The following is a 21,567-nucleotide window of genomic DNA, read 5'->3' on the forward strand; positions in this document are numbered from 1 at the left end:
CGAGGTCCGGTAACATCATTAACCAGAGCCCTCAAAGCTTTGAGCCGGAACATCGATCTTCTCTGGTAGTTCGTCCTGGTCCGGGGATGGTGGGGCTCGAGACTCCTACAGTAGGTTGACACGATCCTTCGCTCCAGAAGAACTTGACAACTTCAGGGGCAAGCGTTAGAGTACTTTAAAAAATTAAGTATTTTAATCTTCTCCGCAAAGGGGGCTTTTTATGGTCGAAAGAGACGCAGCGCTTTCCCGCCGCATGGCCCTGCTGGCCACCGCCCTAGGTTCCTTCCTCACCCCCTTTATGGGGGCGGCGGTGAACCTGGCTCTCCCTGACATAGGCAAGGAGTGGGGGCTGGGGGTGATAAGCCTGGGGTGGGTGGCCTCCATCTTTTTGTTGGCGGCGGCTATGGTACTCTTGCCCTCAGGAAGATTGGCCGACATGCACGGCCGGAAGAAAGTCTTTGCCATCGGTGTGATAGTGTACACTATCTCTTCCGTGCTCTCGGCCTTGTCCCCTGGTCCCTTCTGGCTTTATACCTTCCGCGCCCTCCAGGGAGTAGGGGGAGCCATGATCTTCGGCACGGCGGCCGCCATTTTGACTTCCGTTTTCCCTCCCGGCGAGCGGGGCAAGGCGCTGGGCTTCAACGCGGCGGCCGTTTACCTGGGCTTGGCTACCGGCCCCTTCTTGGGAGGGATGCTGGTACAGTACTTGGGTTGGCGGAGCGTCTTCTGGATAAACGCGCCTTTGGGTCTTGCGATCTTGCTCTTGCTTACCAAGGTGGAAGGGGAGTGGGCAGAAGCGGAAAAGGAAAGATTCGATTACTTGGGTTCCCTGCTTTCCGGACTATCGCTTTTCGCTTTGATGTACGGCTTCTCTGAGCTCCCCCGCAGCTTGGGTGGTTACCTCCTGGCCGCCGGTTTGTGTGTGGGGTTTGGGTTTGTCATCTGGGAGAGCAGGACACCGGCGCCGCTGCTGGATCTCAGGCTCTTTCGCCAAAACTTGACCTTTGCCTTTTCTAACTTGGCGGCTCTCATAAACTACAGTGCCACCTACGCGGTGACCTTCTTCTTGAGCCTTTATCTCCAGGAAGTACGGGGCTTTTCACCCCAGGACGCAGGCTTCGTTCTCCTCTCTCAGCCCGTGGTGATGACACTGGGCTCACCCGTGGCCGGCTGGCTATCCGACCGCGTCGAACCTCGGATAATCGCTTCTTTAGGAATGACCTTAACCACTTTGGGCCTTTTCTTTCTGGCCTTTGGACTTAGCCTGCAGACCCCTATCTTGCAGATCATAGGGATTCTTTTGCTTTTGGGGCTGGGGTTTGCTCTTTTTGCCTCCCCCAATACCAACGCCATCATGAACTCGGTGACCCCCCGCTTCCGGGCCGTGGCCTCGTCCGTCCTGGCCATAATGCGCTTGGTGGGGCAGACCTTCAGCATGGGAATCGCCATGCTGGTACTGGGGCTTTTTGTAGGGGAAGTCTCTCTGGGCGCCCACCTTTCCTGGCCGTTCGTCCAAGCGGCCAGGGTGGCTTTCCTGTGCTTCGCTTGTCTTTGCTTTGCCGGTGTTTTTGCCTCCCTGGCTCGGGGACGCATCCACGGCGAGGGCTAGTCTTCGCGCCGGAAGGTTTCTTCAGCAAAGGGCACGCCGCTCAGAAGGTCCACCAGCCAGACTCTAACGGCCTTTTCTTCCAGCTCCACAACGGCGTAGGAGGGAGAGTGCCCTTTTTTGTCCCGGCTTTTGAGGTGGCCCGGGTTCACCCACAGAACTTTCCCTTCCCGGCGGATTTCCGGCACGTGGGTATGCCCGAAGGCGATGATATCCACACTCTCGGTCTGGGCCAAAAGTTGAGGATTGGGATCCCCTTCGAGGTCGTGAGGGTGGACAGAGGGAGTGTGGGTAAAGAGCAGGCGGTAGCCGGCTATCTCCTCGACGAGGCGATTGGGGACAGCCGGGTCACGGTAAGGAGGGCAGTAGACGCCCGGCACCCTCAGGCAACGAAGCGTGGGGAACTCCTCAAAAACGACCGTGTCCTCCCAGGCATCCCCCAAGTGGGCCACCATTTCCACCTGCCATTTTTCCTTCAGTTGCCGCAAGGCTTCGCGCAAGTTCTCTAGTTCCCCGTGCGAGTCGCTCACCAGTCCCAGGCGCATGAAAGGCTCACTCCTCCTTTCCTCCCTTGGCTAAGAAAGTTTTGGTGGCCAGGCCCAGGAAAGAACGGTTCTCCTTCAAGATCTTCTCCAGGGCCTCCGTTACCTGCAGGAGCCCCTCCTCTTCCACTACCAGCGGAGGCTCCAGTCGGATAACGTTGGGGTTGTTCAGGGTGTAGGCGGTGAGGATGCGGAAGCGATTTAAAAGCTGTCCGGCCACCAGGCTGCCGAGAAACTCCTCTGCCAGCCGGTCGACCCATCCAAAAGTCAGGCGCGAGAGAACCCCTTTCTGCTTCTCGGCGAACTCCACCCCTACCAGCAACCCCTTGCCCCTGACCTCCTTGATGAGGTGGGGATAGCGCGCTTGGAGCTCCCGCAGTCGGGCGAGAAAGAGTTCCCCTTTTCTTGCGGCCTGGCGGGGAAGGTCTTCCTCTAAGATCACTTCCAGGGTAGCCAAAGCGGCGGCGCAGGCCCAGGCGTTGCCGCCGAAAGTGGAAGTGTGCAGCTGAGCCCGGTCGGGGCTGCCGTAGGCTTTGTTCCAGATGGCGTCGGTGGTGAGGAAGGCGCCTATGGGCATGACCCCGCCTCCCAGAGATTTGGCCAAGCAGATGATGTCCGGCTCCACTCCATCGTGCTCGCAGGCGAAAAGCTTACCCGTTCTCCCTAAGCCCGTCTGGATCTCATCAACTATGAGCAGAGTCCCGTATCGGCTGCAAAGGCGCTTGGCCTCCCGCAGGTAACCGGGGGAGGGGACGATAATTCCCCCCTCTCCCTGAATGGGCTCTACTATAAAGGCAGCGGCTTCTTTCTTGCGCAGAGCTTCCTCGAGCGCCGCCAGGTCGTCATAGGGAATGGCCTGGCAGTTGGGGAGGAGGGGGAGAAAGGGCTCCTGGTACTTCTTCCGGCCGGTGACCGAGAGGGCACCGAAAGTTTTGCCGTGGAAGGAGTTGTGGCAATAGATAAAGCCTGGGCGTCCGGTGGCGGCCCGGGCCAGTTTGAGCGCTCCCTCCACTGCTTCCGCCCCGCTGTTGCAGAAGAAAGCACGTTTCATTCCTCCCGGCGCCAACCGGCAGAGGTTGCGGGCCAAGGCCCCGGCTAAGGGAGAGAGGGTGGTCTGTACCATGGTGGGAAAGCCCCGTACCAGATCCAGGGCGGCCAGGACTTTAGGGTGGTTGTGTCCTACGTTCATGGCCCCGAAAGAGCCCAGGAAATCCCAATACATTTTTCCTTCTTCGTCCCAAAGTTTAGCCCCTTCAGCCTTTACGAAGCGCTTGTCAAAGTCGAGCAGGCGCAGGAGCTGGCAGAGCCCGGCGTTAAGGTACTCTCGGTGAAGCTCCCGCACTTTTTCCCGGCTGAGTTCCAGGGCTTCTTTTACCCCGATGAGCTTTTCCACGTGCAAAGACTCCCTTCAGGTGAGGATTTCCCTGACCTTATACAGCTTCTGCAGCACTTCCTGGTAGTCCTCCTTTCCCTCGGCGATGAGGTCCATGGCTGCTTCTATCTCCCGGGTTAAGGCGGTGTCGGCGTATTCGGGGAAGTTTTCTTTCAGGTAGCGGTACACTTTGAAGCCCAGGCGGGTGGGGTAAAGGCGTCCTCCCCGGGCCACCAGATAGCCGCGGTTGAGCAGGGTGGCCACGATTTCCGCGTAGGTGGAAGGGCGGCCTATGCCCTGGCGCTTCATTTCCTGAACCAGGGTACCTTCGGTGTAAGGCTCGACCATGGGGAGTTCCCGGTACTCCTTGCTGGTCAACCGGGCCCCAGGACGGAGCTCGGTCACGGAGAAATTGGGCCACAGGAGGGCAAAGCCCGGCGCTATTTGCTCGATCACCACCTCGGTTTCCCAAGTGTGGCTGGGCACCTGAAAGCGAACTTTGGCCTTGCGCACACGCGCGGGAGCCATCTGCGAGGCCATGAAGCGCCGAAAAATGAGACCGTAAAGCTCCAGCGCCCTCTCCTGGCTCAGATCTACCAGCCCCGCCCCCACCATCCAGCGGAGCTCGGTTTCGGTCATAGGTCGGGTGGGCCTTATGGCTTCGTGTGCCCCTCCCTCCCCCCAGCTGCGCGGGTGAAAGAGCTCCTCGCCGTAATGCTGGAGGATGAAGGGCTTGGCTACGAGGAAGCGGCCCGTTTCGGAGACACGGGTGGAGTCGGTGCGGTGGTAGGTGATAAACCCCAGTTCGAAAAGCTCCTGGAGGAGCTTCATGGTGACCGACGCGGAAAGCCTGAGTCGGTGGGCCGCCTCGGTTAGTATGGTGTCCGTGGTGAAGGGAGGAAGAGGAAAGCGCTCCTCCTCGATGGTCTCCAGTATCTCCCATGAGAGCTTTTCCAGCTCTTCAAAGATTTTTCGACCCAGTTCCCGGTCGGGCACTTCTAAGGCGAACGTGGCCTCTCCCAAGGAGAAGGTCAGGCGCGCCTTTCTTTGTCTCCCTTCCTCGGCGCGGGCCACTACCCACCCCAGTACCGGAGTCTGAACCCTTCCGGCGGAAAGGTGGCGGTTGCCGAACTTCTGCCAAAGGCGGCGAGAAAGACAAAAACCTACCCAGCGGTCGAGCACCCGCCGGGTGAGCTGGGCCTGCACGCGGTAAAGATTCACTTGTCCTGGGTTTTCCAGGGCCCGGCGGAAGGCGGAGGGGGTAACCTCGTGGAACTCCAGCCGGTAGATGTGGGGGTTGAAGGGGCGTAAAGTGAGGTAAAGGTCGTAGGCGATCTTTTCTCCTTCCGCGTCGGGGTCGCTAGCTATATAGACCTCGTCCACCTCGAAGGCCAGGTACTGCAACCCCTTCAGGATTTCCTGTTTGTCCCACACCGTGCCCTCCGGATAACGAGCCACTTCTTCTGGGTCCACCAGTTCCTCGCCCGTTTCCCGGTAGATTTTTATGGTGTCGAAGACGGGCAGGAAGTGATGGTCAAAGGTGAGGACGCCGAAGAAGCCCTGCTGCCGGCTAAGGTTAAAAACGTGCCCCAGGGAAGCGGTGATTATAAGGTGCCGCTCGTTTGCCGGTATCTCATAAGCAAGCGCCCCTTCCACCCGGCGAATACCGGGCTTTCCCCAGAAAGAAGCAATGGTGCGGGCCTTGTGGGGGGATTCTACCACCACCAGCGCCGTGCGGGGGCCTTCTCTATCGGCCAGTTCCCCCGCTTTGATTCGCCGCCGGTCTTCTTCGATACCTTGCATGACCCCGGCCAGGTCGACCTCCTGCAAAGGGGTGAATTCTATCTCGGCCGGGGTGAGGGCGCGTAGCCGCCTCTTGAGACTCAAGAGTACCCGGCGCTCAGTGCAAAGGGTTATGGCCAGCCCGCGCGTAAGACCGGCGGCGGTGAGGCGCGAGACCCGCCCGGAAGCCTGCAGGTAGGTGGTGGCGTCTCCCAGAACCAGATAAAACTTCCCCTCTTCTTCCTTCACGTTTAAGTCTTCGGCCGCCTTCACCTTTTCCCAGAAGGAAGGATCTTTAAGCTTCTCTTCGAGGAAAGAGGCTAAAGCTTGCACCCGTTTCTCCAGAGCGGGGTAGCGGGATACCGCCTCGGCAGGCAGGGTAAGGTAAGGACGCAGATACCTGAGTTCCCGCAGAACCTGACGCTGCTCTTCCGGCGTAAAGAGGGGGAAGAGAGCCAGAGCCAGCCCATGCAAAGCGCCGGGGGTGGGGGAAAGGTCCAGCGGGAAGAGGTGGGCGGGAGCTCCCACGAAGATCACGTACTTTAAAACGTGGGGCAGGTCTAATCCCCTCACCAGCGGGTTGGTGGGGTGGGCCAGCCCCACCGCCACTTTAAGCGAGCCTTCCGCCAGCCGGGATACCAGTTCTTCGGGGGCGAGTTCGAGGTAGCTCTCGGCCTCTATCCCCTGGGCTTGAAGATAAGCGGTTGCTTCCTTCACCCCTTCCCTTCCTTCTTCCGAACTTACCAGAACCAGGCCGCCGGGGCCCAGTTGTCGGACAAGCTCGGCGGCGCGGGCCAGCGCCTGGGCAAAATCGGGCACCTCTTCGTAACAATCCACCACTCGGCGCTGGGTGCTCACGGCTCGCTGGACGGAGAAGCCCATAAGTCGCTGAAAGAGGCGCACCCGGTTGGTACGCGGCTTTAAGGTGGCGGAAGACAGGATGAGCAACCTTCGCGGCCTCTTTCCCACTTCTCTGGCTTCCCCCTCCGGGGAGCGGAGAGCCCTTTCGACCTCTTCCGGCGAGTAGCCCAGGAAGTAGAAGAGGCTGTCTACCTGGCGGGAGCTCTTGAGCAGGGCGTCCACGTCGTCGATAAAGACCAAAGTGATGGGGTGGGAGGCAATTTCCGGCCAGTGGCGGTAAAAGAATTGCGTGGTGGCTACCAGAATATCGTATTCGCCTTGCATGAGTTCTCTCTTCTCTTTGGCTTTGCCGGTAAGGCTCAGGATTTTCTTTTCGCTGCTCGCCTTTTCGGCGAAGTGATTAAGCTTCTCTGTCACCTGCCAGACCAGAAGGCGGGTGGGCACCAGAATAAGGGATTTCTGGGGATTGTAAAGAGAAACTATCAGGCCGAAGGTAGTCTTCCCCACGCCGGGAGGGGCGATGATGGCGAAGGGTTCCTCCAGGAAAAAGCGCTTGGCCCACAGCCGCTGCAGGGAAGAGAGGGAAAGGCCGGTAGCCTGCCGGAAAAAAAGCTCGAACTCTTTGAGCCCTTCTTCGGCCCGGCAGAAGGGGGAAAGCCCTCCCATTTTTTTCTCCTCCCGCAAGGTGCGGCAAACGGCAGCGAAGGGGAGGTTACCCTCCGCTCGGGGAAGGCACCGGGGGCAAGGGAGGCCCGCCGCCAGGCGCTCGTCTGTCACACTTTTGCCGCAGTTGGGACAGCCGTGTGCCAGAAGGAAAAGCTCCACACTTCTCTCCTCCCGCCCAGAACCTTTTAATTTAAGATTTTAACGCAAAGTCGTTTCCGGAAGTAGCTTTATGGAAATGTGCTTTAAGGATGCAAGTAGCTGGAACAGGGCTTGCTTGACACCTTTGTTGCGTTTTCAGTAAAATCAACGGTGAAACTCGAAGCCCCAGCGATTAAGGTTGGTGGACGGGGTGTTTTTTGGTCTTACGGATAAGTTACAGGAAGTATTCAAGAAGCTAAGGAATAAGGGAAAGCTCACGGAAGAAGACGTTAACGCCGCCCTGCGCGAAATACGCCTAGCCCTTCTGGAGGCGGACGTTAACTATAAGGTGGTCAAGGACTTCGTCGCCCGCATAAAAGAGCGGGCCGTGGGTCAGGAAGTCATCCAGAGCTTAAGCCCAGCCCACCAGGTGGTGAAGATCGTCCGCGATGAGCTGATAAACCTGATGGGGGGGCAAAACGCCCGGCTGAACTTGGCTCCCAAGCCCCCTACGGTGGTCATGTTGGTGGGGCTGCAGGGCTCGGGCAAAACCACCACGGCGGCCAAGCTCGCCTTGAGCCTAAAGAAGCAGGGAAGGAGGCCTCTGCTGGTGGCCGCGGACGTCTACCGGCCGGCGGCCGTAAAGCAGCTCCAGGTGTTGGGGGATCAGATTCAGGTGCCCGTCTGGAGCCAGACTGGTGACCCGGTGGAAATCGCTGCTTCGGCCGTGCGCGAGGCTAACCATAAAGGCTACGATGTGGTGATCATTGATACGGCGGGACGCCTGCACATCAACGAGGAACTCATGCGGGAGCTGGAGGAGATCAAGGCGCGGGTGAAACCGCACGAGGTGCTGCTGGTGGTAGACGCCATGACCGGTCAGGACGCGGTGACGGTGGCGGAAACCTTCCACCAGCGCTTAGGGCTGGACGGGGTGGTACTTACCAAGCTCGACGGCGATACTCGTGGCGGTGCCGCTCTTTCCATCCGGGCCGTCACCGGCTGCCCCATCAAATTTGTGGGTGTGGGCGAGAAGCTCGACATGCTGGAACCCTTTCATCCTGACCGCATGGCGGACCGCATCTTGGGCATGGGAGACGTGCTCACCTTGATCGAGAAAGCCCAGAGCACCATCGATGCTGAGCAGGCGGCCGCCATGCAGAAGAGGCTTTTAAGCGATGATTTCAACCTGGAGGATTTCTTGGAGCACTTGCGGCAGTTCCGCAAAATGGGGCCGCTAGACCACATCCTCTCCCTCCTGCCGGGCTTTGGTGGGATGAAGAAGCTCAGGGAAGAGTTGCAGTTCGACGAGAAGGAGCTCATCTGGGCGGAGGCCATCATCAACTCCATGACCCCAGAAGAGAGGCGGCATCCGGAGATAATCGACGGGAGCCGCAAGCGGCGCATTGCCCGAGGAAGCGGCACTACGGTGCAGGATGTGAACCGCTTGCTCAAGCAGTTCGAGCAGACCAAAAGGCTCATCCGCCAGTTTATGGGCAGCAAGCACCTAAAGAAAAAACGTTTTCCCAACCTCAAGTTTTAAAATAAATTTTCTTAGGAAAGGGGGTGAGGGAAAGTTGGCAGTACGCATAAGGCTCAAGCGGATCGGGGCTAAGAACAACCCCCGTTACCGCATAGTGGTGGCTGACTCGCGTTCGCCCCGCGATGGCCGGTTCATCGAAGAGATCGGCTACTACAATCCGGTGGCCGACCCGGCCGAACTGAAGATCGACGTGGAGAAGGCCAGGGAGTGGCTGGCCAAAGGAGCTCAGCCCACCGATACTGTGCGCAACCTGCTGGTGAGGGCCGGCGTCATAAGCGGTTAAAGGGACTTTCCGGAAGGCAGGATGAGGGCCTATGAAAGAGCTGGTGGAAATTCTGGCCAAGGCTCTGGTGGATCACCCGGAAGCGGTAGACGTGCGGCTGGTAGAGCGAGAGAAATCGGTACGCATAGAGCTCCGGGTGGCTCCTGAGGATGTGGGCAAAGTGATCGGCAAGCAGGGGCGGGTGGCCCGCGCCTTCCGTCAGGTCGTCAAGGCGGCGGCAGCCCGTTCGGGAAAGAAGGTAGTGGTGGAGATACTTTAAAAAACTTGGTGAGATTGGTGGAGAAGATCGTCGTCACCCGACCCGTGGTGATTAAAGTGAAGCTTACCCCTCGCTACCGGGAGATATTGCTAGCGCGCCTCGGCCATGCTCTGGAGTTGGCCGAGCGGGAGCTTAAGCGGGTGGAGGCGGAGCTAGGCCAGCTGCAGGGCAAAAGTCAAGCGGAAGCCTTAGAACATCTGCGGCGAGAAAAGGTGGCGGCGCGCGACCGCCTGCGCCAGCAGTACGAATCGGTCAAGAACCTTCCCTTGGGCACAGAGTTGGTGCAGGGGCGTACGGAGAGTCTGGTAGAGGTGGGGGTCGGGGACGAGGCCAGCCGTCTGGGGCCGGTGGAGATAGTAATAGAGGAAGGGAAAATAGTGGCGGTGAGGGAACAGGGGCTCTGAAGAGAGGCTTTATGCGGCCGGATTTCATAACTGTAGGGGAAATCGTGGCCCCGCACGGTTACCGGGGGGCCCTCAAGGTTTTGCCCCTGACCGACTTCCCGGAGCGCTTTTTAGGAATGAAAGAAGCGGTGGTGTTTCTTAAAGGCCAGCGCACCACCTACACGGTGAAAAGGGCCCGGCTGCACGGGAAGTTCGTCTTACTAGAGTTGGTCGGGGTGGAAAGAATGGAAGAGGCGGAGGCTCTGCGCGGGGGGCTGGTGCAGGTGCCCAGGGAGGAAGTACACCCTCTCCCCCCTGGGCATTATTACATCTTCGACCTAATCGGCATGGAGGTCTTCACTGAAGAGGGGACCTTCTTGGGGAAGATAGAGGCGGTGCTGAGCACGCGAGCCAACGACGTCTTCAGCGTCCGCTCCCCGAAAGGGAAGGAGATTCTTATCCCCGCCCTCAAGACGGTCGTCTGTTCGGTAGACGTGCCCGGCCGGAAGATGACAGTAAAGCTCCCAGAAGGACTTTTATAGGTGATGCCTTTGGTTTTCGATATTCTCACTCTTTTTCCAGAAATGTTTCAGGGGCCCTTCTCCGCGAGCCAGATCAAGCGGGCGCGGGAAAGAGGGCTTTTAGAGATAAACCTCGTGAACATCCGAGACTACTCCCCTTTTAAGCACCGCGAGGTAGACGACGCGCCTTTCGGCGGAGGAGGGGGGATGATCCTCCGCCCCGAACCCATCTACCTGGCGCTGGAGGCAATAAGGGAGCGGCGGGGGGGAAAGCTAGGCCCGGTGATTCTCCTTTGCCCCCAGGGGGAGAGGTTCACCCAGCGCCTGGCCTGGGAGCTGGCGCGAGAGGAACATCTGGTACTGATCTGCGGCCACTACGAAGGGGTGGACGAGCGCGTCCGCCGCTTGGCCACGGGCGAGATATCGATAGGGGACTTCGTGCTCACCGGAGGAGAGCTGGCGGCCATGGTGGTGGTAGACGCGGTGGCCCGGCTCCTTCCCGGGGTTCTAGGGGATGAGCGGGCTCCGGTAACCGATTCCTTTGCCGGGGGGTTGCTAGAACATCCGCATTACACCCGCCCCCGCGTATTTCAGGGGGAAGAAGTTCCTGAAGTACTCACAAGTGGGCACCATGCCCGCATTGCCCGCTGGCGCCGAGAAGAATCTATCCTACGGACCCTGGTAAGGCGCCCCGACCTTCTAAGCCTGGCGGAACTTACCGAGGAAGACCGAAAGTTTTTAAGAGAGCTTAAACAGCGGATCGAAGCTTTGGGCCTGTAAAGCTCCTTGTCAGGGTATACGCGGCGTGTTATAATGTTCCTCGGTTTTTGCCGAGGGGTTCATCTGATAAGGGAAGGTGGGAAGCGAGATGCAAGATTTGAAACAGATATTTGCTGATGAGGAGCACCTGCAAAAGGAAATTCCTGACTTCCGCCCCGGAGACACAGTGCGGGTGCACTTCAAGGTGGTGGAAGGGGGCCGGGAGCGTACCCAGGTTTTCGAGGGTGTGGTAATCCGGCGTCGGGGAGGGGGTCTTGACGAGACCTTCACTGTAAGGCGGGTGTCCTACGGAGTAGGTGTAGAGCGCATCTTCCCGCTCTATTCGCCCCGGCTGGAAAAAATAGAAGTGGTGCGGCGGGGCCGGGTGCGGCGGGCGCGCCTCTACTACCTTCGCGAGCTTAGGGGTAAGGCTGCTCGCATCGAAGAGAGAAGATAAAGGTGCTGGGGAGAGCCTTGGCCGAGGGGCAAAAGAGTTACTGGCAAGAGATAATCGAGTCCCTGGTCATCGCCGTTATCCTGGCAGTTGTTATTCGGGCTTTCATCCTTCAACCTTTCTACATTCCTTCGGGCTCCATGATCCCGACGCTCCTCCAGGGGGATCGTATCTTGGTGGCCAAGTTCGCCTACTGGTTCAAGGACCCGCAGAGGGGCGATATCATCGTCTTCCACTACCCTTTGAATCCCAGGAAGGATTATATAAAGCGGGTCATCGGGGTAGGGGGGGACGTGGTAGAGCTCCGCGACAATCACCTATATATTAACGGCCACCTCACTCCGGAGCCCTATTTGCCGCCGGGCACGGTCTTCCCCGACTACGGTCCGGTTAAGGTGCCGCCTGGATGCTATTTCGTCCTGGGGGATAACCGGATGAACAGCGAGGATAGTCGGGTGTGGGGCATGCTAGAAAGGCGCTACATCATTGGAAAGGCTATCTTCCGCTACTGGCCGCTTGATCGCATAGGGGTGCTCAACTGAAAGTGTCCCTGCACTGGTACCCTGGGCACATGGCTAAGGCCCGGCGCCTGCTCCGGGCCCATTTGCCTTTGGTGCAGGTGGTTTTTGAACTTCTGGACGCCCGCATACCTTACTCCAGCCGCAATCCCGACATCGCCGAGCTCCTGGCGGGCAAACCTCGGGTGGTAGTACTCAACAAGGAGGACCTGGCTGATCCCCGGGCTACTCGAGCCTGGCTTGCTTACCTAGAGCAAGAGGGGTATCCCACCTTAGCGGTGAACTCCCTTACCGGAAAAGGCTTGGATAAGCTGGAAGAGGCTCTGCGGAGGGTGGCCAGACCTGGGCGTACGGGAATTCTGCGGGGCATGGTAGTGGGGATTCCCAACGTGGGCAAGTCAAGTTTTATTAACCGCCTGGCTCGGGGACGGGCAGCAGCTGTGGGAGCCAAACCCGGCGTCACCAAGGGGAAGCAGTGGATTAAAGTAACTCCGAACTTTGAGCTTCTAGATACCCCCGGTGTGCTCTGGCCCCGTTTCGAGGACCCGGAGGTAGGGCTCAAGCTGGCTGTTACTGGTGCTCTCAAGGAAGAGGTAATCGATGTAGAAGCAGCGGCTTTGTGGCTTGCTGCTTGGCTGCAAGAGCATTATCCCGACGCTTTGGCCAAGCGCTATCCTTTGGCGGCGGGAAAAGCGCCGGAGGAATTTTTGGATGAATTGGGCAGGCATCGGGGGTTTTTCTTGGAAGGGGGCTGCATAGACCGGGTAAAGGCGGCGGTGGCCTTGCTCAAAGATTTCCGTGAGGGGCGGCTAGGACGTTTCACTTTGGATCCTATTGCATAGTCTGGAGTAACAAGGAATTTGACAGGGTACCAGGCTCCGTGTTAAGCTTTAAGCGAAGTTTAATTGAAAACTTAATATCTCTGGTTTGAGCGCTGAATCCCTGGGAAGGGAGCGGGGGACCCACCTTTTTGGGGTGAATCCCGGCCCTTTGCGGCCGGGTAGGGTCAGGCTTTCGACCCGAACCCGTCAGCTAACCTCGTAAGCGTGGAAAGCCGCGAAGAAAGGGAATTTCTGCTTTTTTCTGGCTTCATGCTCAAGGTCTGCACCCCCGGGGAGGGGGTTTTTATTTTGCCTTAAGGGAGGGGGAGTGACTGTGGGGCTCTTTCTCATCCGGGAGAAGCTGGAAGAAGACAAGTTAAAGAAAGAAGCTGCCTCGATCAGGGCAGCAGAACTCAAAGAGCGCATAAAAGATTATCTGGAGGCCAAGGCCTCCATCCCCAGCGGCTTAGAAATGGTAGAAGAGATTGAGGCCAACCGTCGGCGGATAATGGCCTACTTCGGTATCGGCGAGTCGGAGTGGGCTGATTGGCGCTGGCATATCAAAAACCGGGTCACTTCGGTGGAGGTGCTGGAGAAGCTTATACCTCTGACCCAGGAGGAAAAAGAGGCCATCCGGCGAGTGGAGCGCGTTTACCGCTGGGCCGTATCCCCCTATTATCTCTCCTTAATGGGAGAAGACCCTTCCTGCCCTATTCGCCGCCAGGCTCTGCCGAGCGCCGCTGAACTGGAGGACAAGGTAGGGTCACTTGACCCCATGGCCGAGGAGTGGACCTCGCCCGCACCAGGAATTACCCGCCGCTACCCCGATCGCCTGATCATCAACGTCACCAACCGGTGTGCCATGTACTGCCGCCACTGCCAGCGGCGGCGCAACATCGGAGAGGTGGACCGGGATCGCACCCGCTGGGAACTGGAAGAAGCTCTGGAGTACATCCGCCAGAACAAGGAAATCCGGGACGTGCTCCTTACCGGAGGGGACGCGCTGCTTTTGAGCGATTCGGTGCTCGAGTGGCTTTTGACCGAGCTTGACCGGATACCGCACGTGGAGATAAAGCGCATAGGGACCAGGGTCCCTGTCACGCTCCCTCAGCGAATAACCGATAATTTGTGCCGCATCCTGGCCAAGCATCCACCCATTTACCTCAATACTCAGTTCAACCACCCCCGAGAGATTACCAGGGAGGCCAAAGCCGCTTGCGACCGTTTAGCCGAGGCCGGAGTGGTCCTAGGTAACCAAGCGGTTCTGCTAAGAGGGGTAAACAACCATCCCTTCATCATGCGCAAGCTCAACCAGGAGCTCCTAAAGATCCGGGTGCGCCCTTACTACCTGTTCCAGGCCAAGCTGGTTAAGGGGACTACCCATTTTGTAACCCCGATCGAGGAAGGAATAGAAATAATGGAGCACTTGCGTGGCTACACTTCTGGTCTGGCCGTACCGACTTACATAATCAATGCCCCTCAGGGTCTGGGCAAGATTCCCGTCCTTCCTCAATACCTCTTGGCTTTTGACGGGGATCATGTTGTGCTGCGCACCTGGGAGAACAAGATCGTTCGCTATCCTAACATAGGGCGCAAGCGGGAGACCGAAACGGCCTGAAACTTTCTTTCTGAATTGTCTTGACTTTCCCAGGCAGAGCTCACCGGTTTCGGAGAGCTCAAAATCAAGAGGCGGCTTTACCGGAACAAGCAAACGGGGGAAGCCGGGTTTCTTCTTGACGAGGCATAAAGACTCTAGCCGGAGAGGTCCCGGTGCACACCGCGTTTGAAGGAGATGGCGGTGAAGTCGGGAGCGGACATGCCCTAAAGGCAAGCGGCAGAAGTTCTAGGCTATCTTGTTCCGGGGATCAGCCCCATGGCGGTGTGGCAGGCCGTGCAGGAAGTAGGAGAAGCGCTCAGGCAGGAGGGAGAGTCCAGGAGAGAAGCCGTTTTTGAGAAGGGAGAGACCCCCAGTTGAACCAGCGGCTTATGGAAGATAGAGGAAGCAGGGAACTGGCCCGAGACGCAAGTTTGCCGGCATTGAGGGGGCAGTCTAGAGGAGCTCCATGGGTGAAGCATGTGTTGCGGGAACTAAGCCGGCCTAGCCTCAGTAGTTTGATCCCTTAATGGCGCAGGTACCGGGACTATCCTGGCGGCGAGGTTTCCATGAAGAGAAGTTTTCTCCCGAACCACCTACTAACTCTTGACGCGCACCAGAGCCCGCCCGTGCTTGACAGAGCAAACGAGGTAACCATATAATTAAACACAAAGTAGGGGGTACCGTGTTTGTGCGGTACCAGGCCGAGGGAGTGAAAAGAGGCCATGTGTGAAGCCAACGCCTACCTCAGGAACGGGGACAAAGAAGAGCTGGTTCTGGAGGCGGTGGACAAGGTTCGCCCCTTCGATGACGGCTTACTTTTAGAAGATATCTACGGCAGGCGCAAGTTCATACGGGCCAAAATAAAGGAACTGGCCTTGGTCGATCACAAAATTATCCTGGAAAGGGAGTAGCTCTCCCGGCCGAACCCGCTCAAAGTAAGCCCGAGCGTACGGCCGGGCTTTGATTTTTAACGAGGAGGTTTGAAGCGAAGCTGACGGCGGTCTTCGAGTTGCGCCACGTGAGCTACCAATATCCCACGGGCGAGACGGCGCTGGAGGACATTTCTTTCGAGGTAAAACCGGGAGAGCGCCTGGTGCTACTAGGGCCTAACGGTTCGGGAAAGTCTACCTTGCTCAAACTACTGGCGGGTTTAATCTTTCCCTCCCAGGGGGAAGTGTGGGCTTTCGGCGAACCGCTCACACCTGCCTTGCTAAACGAGCCAGAGAGAGCCTATGCTTTTCGGCGGCGGGTGGGGTTGGTGCTGCAGAACGTCGAGGCTCAGCTTTTCTGCCCCACCGTGTGGGACGAAGTAGCCTTCGGTCCCTTGCACCTGGGCTGGGAACGGGAGCAGATAGAGGAGCGGGTCGACGAAACCCTTAAACTCATGCAGCTAGAATCCTTACGGGAACGCTTCCCCCACCGCCTCTCCGGTGGCGAAAAAAAGAAAGTAGCGCTGGCTTCTGTGCTGGTAACAGACCCGGAGGTCCTCTTGCTGGACGAGCCCACGGCTAACCTCGACCCTCGGTCGCAGAAGTGGCTTTTGCGCTTCCTAACCCAGCTTGCTGGTCAGGGGAAGACGGTGATTATGGCCACGCATGAGCTTCACTTGCTGCCCTACTTGGCTGATCGGATAGCCATACTGGGAGATGACCACCGGCTGTGGTTCGTGGGAGCGCCGGAGGAAGTTTTGCGCGACCGGGGACTCCTCCTGCGGGCGCATCTGATGTTGGAAGAGGGCCAGGCTTTTGGGGGGTGGCTTGGTGGCTAGAGCAACCAGATCGGCCTCTGGTGGACTTCAGTTAACTCTTGAAGATCTAGCTGTACCGCAAACGCTGGAAGAGTTGGAAGCGGTGGTGAAAAACTGCCGCAAGTGCCCGCTAGCAGCCGGGCGGACCAATGTGGTTTTTGGAGAGGGTAACCCACACGCCCTCCTCATGTTCATCGGCGAGGGGCCGGGGGCGGAAGAAGACCGCCAAGGAAGGCCTTTTGTCGGACCGGCGGGGCAACTGCTCGACCGCATACTGGCCGCCTGCAACATCAAGCGGGAAGAGGTGTACATAGCCAACATCGTAAAGTGCCGTCCTCCGGGGAACAGGGTGCCCACCAAAGAGGAAGCAGAGGCCTGCCTTCCCTATCTCATCCGGCAAATCGAGCTCATCCGGCCGAAAATCATCGTTTTGCTGGGGGCTACCGCCCTGCAGTATCTAATGGGTTCAGGAGCTCGAATCACCAAGGTGCGAGGGCAGTGGCTCGGCCCCTTCTATGGCGCGCAGGTTATGCCCACCTACCACCCGGCGGCGCTGCTACGCGACCCCAGCAAAAAGCGACCGGCTTGGGAAGACTTCAAAAAGATAAGAGACGCCTATTTCAACCTCAAAAAACAGGGACTCTAGGGTCGCCGCCAAGCGGTGACCTTTTCTTTTTTGGCAGTCTTAATGAGAGCTCCTATGCGTCGCTCGGCTGCTCCCAAGGCGAAAATGGCGGCGTCTAGATACTCGGGGTCGCAGAAGTCAAAGTGGCAGCGGCAGGCCCTGCGCGCCCGCAGGGCTTGGCGGTACTCTTCCAGGAGCGCTTTCTGCTCCGAGAGCCGAGGGTCCACAGGTATCCCCCCCACGGTTTCTCTCCGCTAACAGTTTATGTGACCCGGAAGTGAAATTTGTTTGGCAGAAGGAAATTTAACCCGTGCGCCGAATAGGGCTAACCAACTCGAACCGTCAACTTTTTTAACCGAGCCACGAAGGCTCCGTCACCCTCCACAGAGGAGTTTTCAGCAATAAAAGATAAAGGGGGCACGAAGCGACATGGGCGAGTCCTTAAAGAGGCGTCTGGTGGCCGGTTGTGTAGTTTTGGGGGTTATTCTGGCTCTCCTCGTGGCGGGATGCGGAAGTAAGAAGGAGCCGGCGGCTACATTGCCGGCTAAGGGGCAGGTGGAAGTGATCAGGCTCCCCGGCGGTGACTGGGGTTACCCCACCCCCTACGCCCACTACAGCCGGGGGCCGGGATATTACAAGATGAACCTGGTATTCGATTCCCTCCTGGAGAAGGACGAGAAGGGACTTATTCCCTGGCTGGCGGAAAAATGGGAAATTAGCCCTGACGGTAAGACCTACACTTTCTGCCTGCGGCAGGGAGTAAAGTGGCATGATGGGCAGCCTTTTACGGCCAAGGACGTGGCCTTTACCCTGGATTACGCCCGCAGGTTTCCACCAGTATGGGGATTCGACGCTTCTATTATCCAGAAGGTTGAGGTTCTGGATCCCCACAAGGTGAAGGTCGAGCTCACTCAGCCCATGGCCACCTTTTTGGAGAAGATGTCGAAGCTGGCCATCATACCGGAGCATATCTGGAAAGGGGTTAACGATCCTTATAACTTCACCAAGCCCGAGGCGGTTATCGGCACCGGTCCTTACAAGCTCACGGATTACAGCAAAGAGCACGGCACTTACAAGTTTGAAGCTAATCCCGATTTCTGGGGACCCAAGCCCAGGGTGAAGACGCTGGAATTCATCCCAGTGAGCAACGAGCTAGTGGCCTTTGAGCAGGGGCAGATCGCCATGGCTACGGTGCCGCCCGATATTCTCCCCCGCTTTCAGAACAAGCCGGAATTCAAAGTGGTGCGACAGCCCGGCTTCTGGGGCTACGAGATGTTATTTAACTTGAGGAAAAACCCCGCCCTGGCCCTCCGGGAGGTGAGGCAGGCCATAGCCTACGCCATCGACCGCAAGGAATTGGTAGAGAAGCTAGCCCGGGGTGCTGCCCTGCCGGGCAACCCTGGCATCCTTCCTCCCGACCACATCTGGTACAACCCCAACGTTCCACAGTACGAGTACGATCCCGGGAAAGCCAAGGAGCTCCTGGAGAAGGCCGGCTTCAAGTACCTGGACGGCGATGGGATCAGGAAAGACGAGAAGGGGAGGAGGCTTTCCTTCCAGTTACTGATCTCTGGTGGCGAGGCCCGGATGGCGGAGCTCATCCAGCAGCGGCTCAGAGAAGTGGGCATTGAAGTCAAGGTGGTGAGCGCCGACACCAAGGTGCGCGACGCTCGGGTAAAAAAAGGGACTTTGAGATAGCCATCAACGGGCATGGCGGCTGGGGTCAGGACGCCGACTACCTGCGGGAAAAGTTCGGCGGCCCGGGACTGGGAATCCAAGGAGCTACCCACTCGCGCCCGGTGACCGGCTATCAGAACCCCGAGGTGGACCGGCTGGCCACCGAGCAATTGAGGGAAAGCGATCCGGCGAAGCGCAAGCAGCTCGTGGCGGAGTTGCAGCGGGTGTTGGCGGAGGACGTGCCCTGCTTGCCTCTTTACTACACCACCAGCTACTCGGTGTACCGGCCAGCGGAGTACGATGGGTGGATGTTCATGTACGATCACCACGCCCTGACCCACAGCAAGCTCTCTTACCTGGCCCGGTAAGTAGCGATCTTTCCCGGGCGGGAAAACCATGCGCTCGAGATGGTGGTTTAAGCTTTTGGAGTACGGGGTCACCGTTCCTCCCACGCTAGGTTATGCTAGGTAAGACTGCGGAATTCAGGAGCCTAGCCAGTGCATTAAAATTGGCTACAAAGGCGCTTTTGATGTATCCCAGCGTGGTAAAAGTCATCGCTTCCTCGTGGGAAGCCCCCTGCGACGGGAACGGCTGCGCCGCGCCGCCAACCCTATAGGAAAGCGGCCTTTTGAGCCTAAAACCGAACCTCCCAACGTTGAGGCTCCCCACGTAGTCCCGGTCGGCACTGTACCCGCAGGAAGGACAGACAAACCAGGAACCGGAGTCTTTCTCCTCGGGCTCCCCTGGCGACTTGACGCGCTTGCCTTTCTCTAAGCACCTGGGACAAACAGAGCTCGTGCCGCCCGGAGGGACCGGTATAACCTTAATCCCCAGGAGTCTCGCTTTATACCTCAGGAGCCTGAAGAGAAGCCCCCTCACCGTGGTGGTCACCCACCAGTTGAGGTCTTTCGGCCTCCCCCTCTTCCCGCGCAGGGTGAGGAGCCACTCAACAAAGATGTACCGGCAGTCGAAAGCCTTGGCTAAAAGCACCAAAAGGCTTGATACCTGGTGGGCGAGTTGGTGCTGTATCCGGTGGTACTTCTGCCAGGCAGAAGCAAACAAACGGTTGTACTTCTTCCACTCCGGGCTTTTTCTTTCGTGCTGGTCGCGTGTCTTTTGCAGCCGGCGGATCTCCTGCCGGATGCGGAAGAGCTTGGCCCTCAGTGCCTGCCAGAAGACGAAGAAGGGAGGGGTGAGCTGCCCCTCTCTGGAAACTACGGTGCCAGTGATGAGCTTCCTCTGCCCCCAGTCAAGCCCCAGCGCCCGGTCTTTTTCACCCGAAAGTGCCTTTTCCGGCACCTCCACCTTGACGTCGAGGAGAGCGATGAGCTTGCCCGAAGGCTTGCGCTTCAACCTCAGGTCGGGGGCATGAAGCTTTCCCGCTTTGAGCTTCTCCTTCAGCTCTTCCGGCAGCTTGACGTCAAAGGAGAACCACTCCCAATCCTTTTCCGACTTAGGCTCGGGACATAGAGGAAGCTTCACCCGGCCCCGCAGGACTTCCCCGTCGCACTCGTACTTCAGCACCTGCCCCTGCCTTGGGCCGTCGTCCGCAGAAGTCGTGAAGGTGAACTTTTTAGGTTCAGGCTTCCTCTGGAGCTCAAAGAAGTCCTGAGGAAGCCTCTCGTGTTCGGCGTAGAAGTTGGCCACAGCCTCGGCCACGTTGAAAAGATACCCGAACTTCTCTCCTTCCCCGTCTTTTTTGAGCAGGTCGTAGAGCTCCTTCGCAGCGTCTCTGGCTTTCCCGTTGAAAAGCGGCAAGAGAAGCTCGAAGATGCGCTTCCTCTCGGCCATGGAGCGCAGGAGGCGTCCTGCCGACTCTAAGATAGAGCGCCACACGCGGCTGGGGATGTAAACGTCCTGCGGGCGGGGAAGCTCTGCGTCTAAAAGCTTCCACGCCTTGCCTGGGGAAGAAGCTACGGCTTCCAGGCCCTCAGGCGACCAGTACGTCCCCAGCACCTGCTCCTGGACTTTGAGCCCCAGGGCGGTGAGGTTCTTGAGTGGTTCTACCAGCTCGTCAGGGAGTCTTAAGCTGGTCGTCAGTATCAAGGCGTTTTAGCGCCTCCTTCATTTCCTCCTTTAGCTTTTTTACCTTGTGCGACCTGTGCCCGTAGAGTTTGCCTGCGAAGGAAGTGACGATGGTGAGAAGGTCTTCCACGAGCTCCTGCTGAGGGCTTTTATCTTCTTCACGGTTGAGGATGAGGATTTCGACGCCGAAGCTCGAGAAGTACTCTTCCAGGTATTCGAAGCCGAAGCGCGTCAACCTGTCGGAGTAAGTACAGGCAACGGCACGTATCTTTCTCTCCCGGGCCAGCTCCATGGCCTTCCTTAACCCCTTGCGGGAGGTCGAAAGGCCGGAACCAATATCGGTCAGGACTATTACGTTGGAAAATTTGGAGCCATACGCTTCCCTCAGCGCCTCTATCTGTCGTTCGAGGTCTCCTTTCTGGTCGTGGCCCGAGACCCGTGCGTAAAGCACCACCGTGTCCGGGTTGGCCTCGCCCAAGAGGCGGCGGATCTCCTCTTCGGGGAAGCGGCGCTCTCTTCCAAGCCAGACGGCCTTGACCTTCCCCTCCCTTTCCCAGCGGCGTAGGGTGTCCTTGTGAACGCCGAGCAGAACCGCCACCTCAGCAATCCGGTACATGTGCTTTTTATGGTACTTCGGCATCCCAAACAATCACCAATGATAGTATGGCAAATCGGTTAGCTGCTAACAACCCTGTGGCTCATTCTCACGCTCAACTTCGCCTTGCCTCGTCTCCTGCCGGGTGACCCCTTCCTGGCTCTCTCCTCCCCGGAAGAGGGGGAAGAGCACGCGGTGCTGACCGAGGAGCAGAGGCGGTACTTCCTGCATTACTACGGGCTGGACCGGCCCTGGCCGGAGCAGTATTGGCGCTATCTGCGGGGAATCTGCCGTGGTGATTTAGGGCAGAGCCTTTATTACCATGAAGCGGTGGGTCAGCTCCTGCTGAAGCGCCTACCCTGGACCCTGCTGCTGGTCCTGGGCTCGACTTTCTTAAGCGCGACTCTGGGTATTTTTCCTGGGGACTCTCGCCGCCCGGCACCGCCGGGGGAGGCTCGACCGGGTGCTGCTGCTCTCCCTGATCGGCTTCTCCGAAATCCCTTCTTTCTTGCTGGGATTGTTCTTGCTTTTGCTTTTCGCCGTGGAGCTGGGATGGTTTCCCCTGGCTGGGGCCATGACTCCTTTTAAGGAATACAGGGGCTGGTGGGAGGCGGCGATTGACGTGCTGCACCACGCTTGCCTGCCCCTTTTGGCCTTGACCCTGGTCCGGCTCACCGGAGTGTTTTTGCTCACCCGCAACACCCTTCTGCTGGTGGCCAATAAAGATTTCATCCGCACGGCGAGGGCCAAAGGCATAGGGGAGAGGCGGGTCTGGTACCGCCACGCTTTACGC

The 21,567-nt window shown here is 58.3% G+C and carries 23 protein-coding genes and 1 riboswitch; of the genes, 17 read left to right on the forward strand and 6 right to left on the reverse strand.

Annotation, left to right across the window (positions count from 1 at the left end):
• The first annotated feature begins 220 nt into the window (after positions 1-220).
• Complete coding sequence (locus tag DXX99_RS09870) at positions 221-1,609, forward strand: MFS transporter (protein WP_115793321.1); 1,389 nt, start codon at positions 221-223, stop codon at positions 1,607-1,609.
• Here the strand turns inward: DXX99_RS09870 and DXX99_RS09875 are convergent.
• From DXX99_RS09875 to rgy, 3 genes are read right to left on the reverse strand one after another with little or no spacing between them, the layout of a single operon-like run.
• Positions 1,606-2,151, reverse strand: a complete 546-nt coding sequence (locus tag DXX99_RS09875) for a metallophosphoesterase family protein (RefSeq protein WP_115793322.1) — start codon at positions 2,149-2,151, stop codon at positions 1,606-1,608. The two genes, DXX99_RS09870 and DXX99_RS09875, sit on opposite strands and share 4 nt — an antisense overlap.
• Before the next feature lie 7 nt (positions 2,152-2,158).
• Positions 2,159-3,541, reverse strand: coding sequence for an aspartate aminotransferase family protein (locus tag DXX99_RS09880; protein WP_115793323.1), 1,383 nt, complete (start codon positions 3,539-3,541; stop codon positions 2,159-2,161).
• Between the two features lie 15 nt (positions 3,542-3,556).
• Positions 3,557-6,988, reverse strand: coding sequence for a reverse gyrase (gene rgy, locus DXX99_RS09885; protein WP_115793324.1), 3,432 nt, complete (start codon positions 6,986-6,988; stop codon positions 3,557-3,559).
• A 190-nt stretch (positions 6,989-7,178) separates the two neighbouring features.
• Here rgy and ffh point away from each other — a divergent pair, with 190 nt between their 5' ends.
• The 13 genes from ffh (at position 7,179) to DXX99_RS09950 (ending at position 16,498) form a co-directional block, all read left to right on the forward strand.
• The gene (gene ffh / locus DXX99_RS09890) at positions 7,179-8,510 is read left to right on the forward strand and encodes a signal recognition particle protein (RefSeq protein WP_115793325.1); all 1,332 of its coding nucleotides are present in this window, start codon (positions 7,179-7,181) and stop codon (positions 8,508-8,510) included.
• A 34-nt stretch (positions 8,511-8,544) separates the two neighbouring features.
• The gene (gene rpsP, locus DXX99_RS09895; protein WP_015739394.1) at positions 8,545-8,793 is read left to right on the forward strand and encodes a 30S ribosomal protein S16; all 249 of its coding nucleotides are present in this window, start codon (positions 8,545-8,547) and stop codon (positions 8,791-8,793) included.
• Between the two features lie 31 nt (positions 8,794-8,824).
• The gene (locus DXX99_RS09900) at positions 8,825-9,052 is read left to right on the forward strand and encodes a KH domain-containing protein (RefSeq protein ID WP_015739393.1); all 228 of its coding nucleotides are present in this window, start codon (positions 8,825-8,827) and stop codon (positions 9,050-9,052) included.
• A gap of 8 nt (positions 9,053-9,060) precedes the next feature.
• A complete protein-coding gene (locus DXX99_RS09905) occupies positions 9,061-9,456 on the forward strand; it encodes a YlqD family protein (RefSeq protein WP_240610902.1) in 396 nt (131 codons plus the stop codon).
• An 11-nt stretch (positions 9,457-9,467) separates the two neighbouring features.
• Positions 9,468-9,977 (forward strand): ribosome maturation factor RimM, encoded by a 510-nt coding sequence (gene rimM / locus DXX99_RS09910; protein WP_115793327.1) that lies wholly within the window; start codon positions 9,468-9,470, stop codon positions 9,975-9,977.
• Positions 9,978-9,986: 9 nt separating this feature from the next.
• Positions 9,987-10,736 carry a tRNA (guanosine(37)-N1)-methyltransferase TrmD gene (trmD, locus tag DXX99_RS09915; RefSeq protein WP_115793336.1) on the forward strand — a complete coding sequence of 250 codons (750 nt, stop codon included), beginning with the start codon at positions 9,987-9,989 and terminating at the stop codon, positions 10,734-10,736.
• A gap of 88 nt (positions 10,737-10,824) precedes the next feature.
• Positions 10,825-11,172 (forward strand): 50S ribosomal protein L19, encoded by a 348-nt coding sequence (rplS, locus tag DXX99_RS09920; RefSeq protein WP_115793328.1) that lies wholly within the window; start codon positions 10,825-10,827, stop codon positions 11,170-11,172.
• Positions 11,173-11,174: 2 nt separating this feature from the next.
• The gene (gene lepB / locus DXX99_RS09925) at positions 11,175-11,711 is read left to right on the forward strand and encodes a signal peptidase I (protein ID WP_240610900.1); all 537 of its coding nucleotides are present in this window, start codon (positions 11,175-11,177) and stop codon (positions 11,709-11,711) included.
• A gap of 2 nt (positions 11,712-11,713) precedes the next feature.
• Positions 11,714-12,529: a ribosome biogenesis GTPase YlqF gene (ylqF, locus tag DXX99_RS09930; protein WP_115793329.1), complete on the forward strand. Its 816-nt coding sequence runs from the start codon at positions 11,714-11,716 to the stop codon at positions 12,527-12,529.
• A gap of 80 nt (positions 12,530-12,609) precedes the next feature.
• Positions 12,610-12,748: riboswitch (cyclic di-AMP (ydaO/yuaA leader) on the forward strand.
• A 94-nt stretch (positions 12,749-12,842) separates the two neighbouring features.
• Positions 12,843-14,126 carry a glutamate 2,3-aminomutase gene (gene eam, locus DXX99_RS09935; RefSeq protein ID WP_240610901.1) on the forward strand — a complete coding sequence of 428 codons (1,284 nt, stop codon included), beginning with the start codon at positions 12,843-12,845 and terminating at the stop codon, positions 14,124-14,126.
• Positions 14,127-14,827: 701 nt separating this feature from the next.
• The gene (locus DXX99_RS09940; RefSeq protein WP_115793330.1) at positions 14,828-15,016 is read left to right on the forward strand and encodes a CooT family nickel-binding protein; all 189 of its coding nucleotides are present in this window, start codon (positions 14,828-14,830) and stop codon (positions 15,014-15,016) included.
• Between the two features lie 80 nt (positions 15,017-15,096).
• Positions 15,097-15,873: an energy-coupling factor ABC transporter ATP-binding protein gene (locus DXX99_RS09945; protein WP_165847821.1), complete on the forward strand. Its 777-nt coding sequence runs from the start codon at positions 15,097-15,099 to the stop codon at positions 15,871-15,873.
• 64 nt (positions 15,874-15,937) lie between these two features.
• The gene (locus DXX99_RS09950) at positions 15,938-16,498 is read left to right on the forward strand and encodes a uracil-DNA glycosylase (RefSeq protein ID WP_115793339.1); all 561 of its coding nucleotides are present in this window, start codon (positions 15,938-15,940) and stop codon (positions 16,496-16,498) included.
• Here the strand turns inward: DXX99_RS09950 and DXX99_RS09955 are convergent.
• Positions 16,495-16,704: a hypothetical protein gene (locus DXX99_RS09955; RefSeq protein ID WP_115793332.1), complete on the reverse strand. Its 210-nt coding sequence runs from the start codon at positions 16,702-16,704 to the stop codon at positions 16,495-16,497. The genes DXX99_RS09950 and DXX99_RS09955 overlap by 4 nt on opposite strands.
• 202 nt (positions 16,705-16,906) lie before the next feature.
• Here DXX99_RS09955 and DXX99_RS09960 point away from each other — a divergent pair, with 202 nt between their 5' ends.
• Together DXX99_RS09960 and DXX99_RS11755 are read left to right on the forward strand one after the other, a co-directional pair.
• Positions 16,907-18,175 carry an ABC transporter substrate-binding protein gene (locus tag DXX99_RS09960; protein WP_205664695.1) on the forward strand — a complete coding sequence of 423 codons (1,269 nt, stop codon included), beginning with the start codon at positions 16,907-16,909 and terminating at the stop codon, positions 18,173-18,175.
• Between the two features lie 101 nt (positions 18,176-18,276).
• A complete protein-coding gene (locus DXX99_RS11755) occupies positions 18,277-18,522 on the forward strand; it encodes a hypothetical protein (RefSeq protein ID WP_205664696.1) in 246 nt (81 codons plus the stop codon).
• An 85-nt stretch (positions 18,523-18,607) separates the two neighbouring features.
• On the opposite strand, the gene DXX99_RS09965 is transcribed toward DXX99_RS11755, so the two are convergent.
• Together DXX99_RS09965 and DXX99_RS09970 are read right to left on the reverse strand one after the other, a co-directional pair.
• Positions 18,608-20,200: an RNA-guided endonuclease InsQ/TnpB family protein gene (locus DXX99_RS09965; RefSeq protein ID WP_115793333.1), complete on the reverse strand. Its 1,593-nt coding sequence runs from the start codon at positions 20,198-20,200 to the stop codon at positions 18,608-18,610.
• Complete coding sequence (locus DXX99_RS09970; protein ID WP_165847822.1) at positions 20,169-20,795, reverse strand: IS607 family transposase; 627 nt, start codon at positions 20,793-20,795, stop codon at positions 20,169-20,171. The genes DXX99_RS09965 and DXX99_RS09970 overlap by 32 nt, the downstream gene beginning before the upstream one ends.
• Positions 20,796-21,192: 397 nt before the next feature.
• Here DXX99_RS09970 and DXX99_RS09975 point away from each other — a divergent pair.
• Positions 21,193-21,567 (forward strand): ABC transporter permease subunit (locus tag DXX99_RS09975; RefSeq protein ID WP_165847823.1); only part of this gene is annotated, 375 nt, incomplete at its 3' end.

It is taken from the genome of Ammonifex thiophilus (assembly GCF_003368535.1).
Lineage (GTDB): Bacteria > Bacillota > Desulfotomaculia > Desulfotomaculales > Ammonificaceae > Ammonifex > Ammonifex thiophilus.

Excerpts from the sequence above, each read along its gene's own strand:
- DXX99_RS09870 (WP_115793321.1), top strand. The coding sequence starts at position 221 with ATGGTCGAAAGAGACGCAGCGCTTTCCCGCCGCATGGCCCTGCTGGCC.
- DXX99_RS09875 (WP_115793322.1), bottom strand. The coding sequence starts at position 2,151 with ATGCGCCTGGGACTGGTGAGCGACTCGCACGGGGAACTAGAGAACTTG.
- DXX99_RS09900 (WP_015739393.1), top strand. The coding sequence starts at position 8,825 with ATGAAAGAGCTGGTGGAAATTCTGGCCAAGGCTCTGGTGGATCACCCG.
- rimM (WP_115793327.1), top strand. The coding sequence starts at position 9,468 with ATGCGGCCGGATTTCATAACTGTAGGGGAAATCGTGGCCCCGCACGGT.
- rplS (WP_115793328.1), top strand. The coding sequence starts at position 10,825 with ATGCAAGATTTGAAACAGATATTTGCTGATGAGGAGCACCTGCAAAAG.
- DXX99_RS09940 (WP_115793330.1), top strand. The coding sequence starts at position 14,828 with ATGTGTGAAGCCAACGCCTACCTCAGGAACGGGGACAAAGAAGAGCTG.
- DXX99_RS09960 (WP_205664695.1), top strand. The coding sequence starts at position 16,907 with ATGGGCGAGTCCTTAAAGAGGCGTCTGGTGGCCGGTTGTGTAGTTTTG.
- DXX99_RS09970 (WP_165847822.1), bottom strand. The coding sequence starts at position 20,795 with ATGTACCGGATTGCTGAGGTGGCGGTTCTGCTCGGCGTTCACAAGGAC.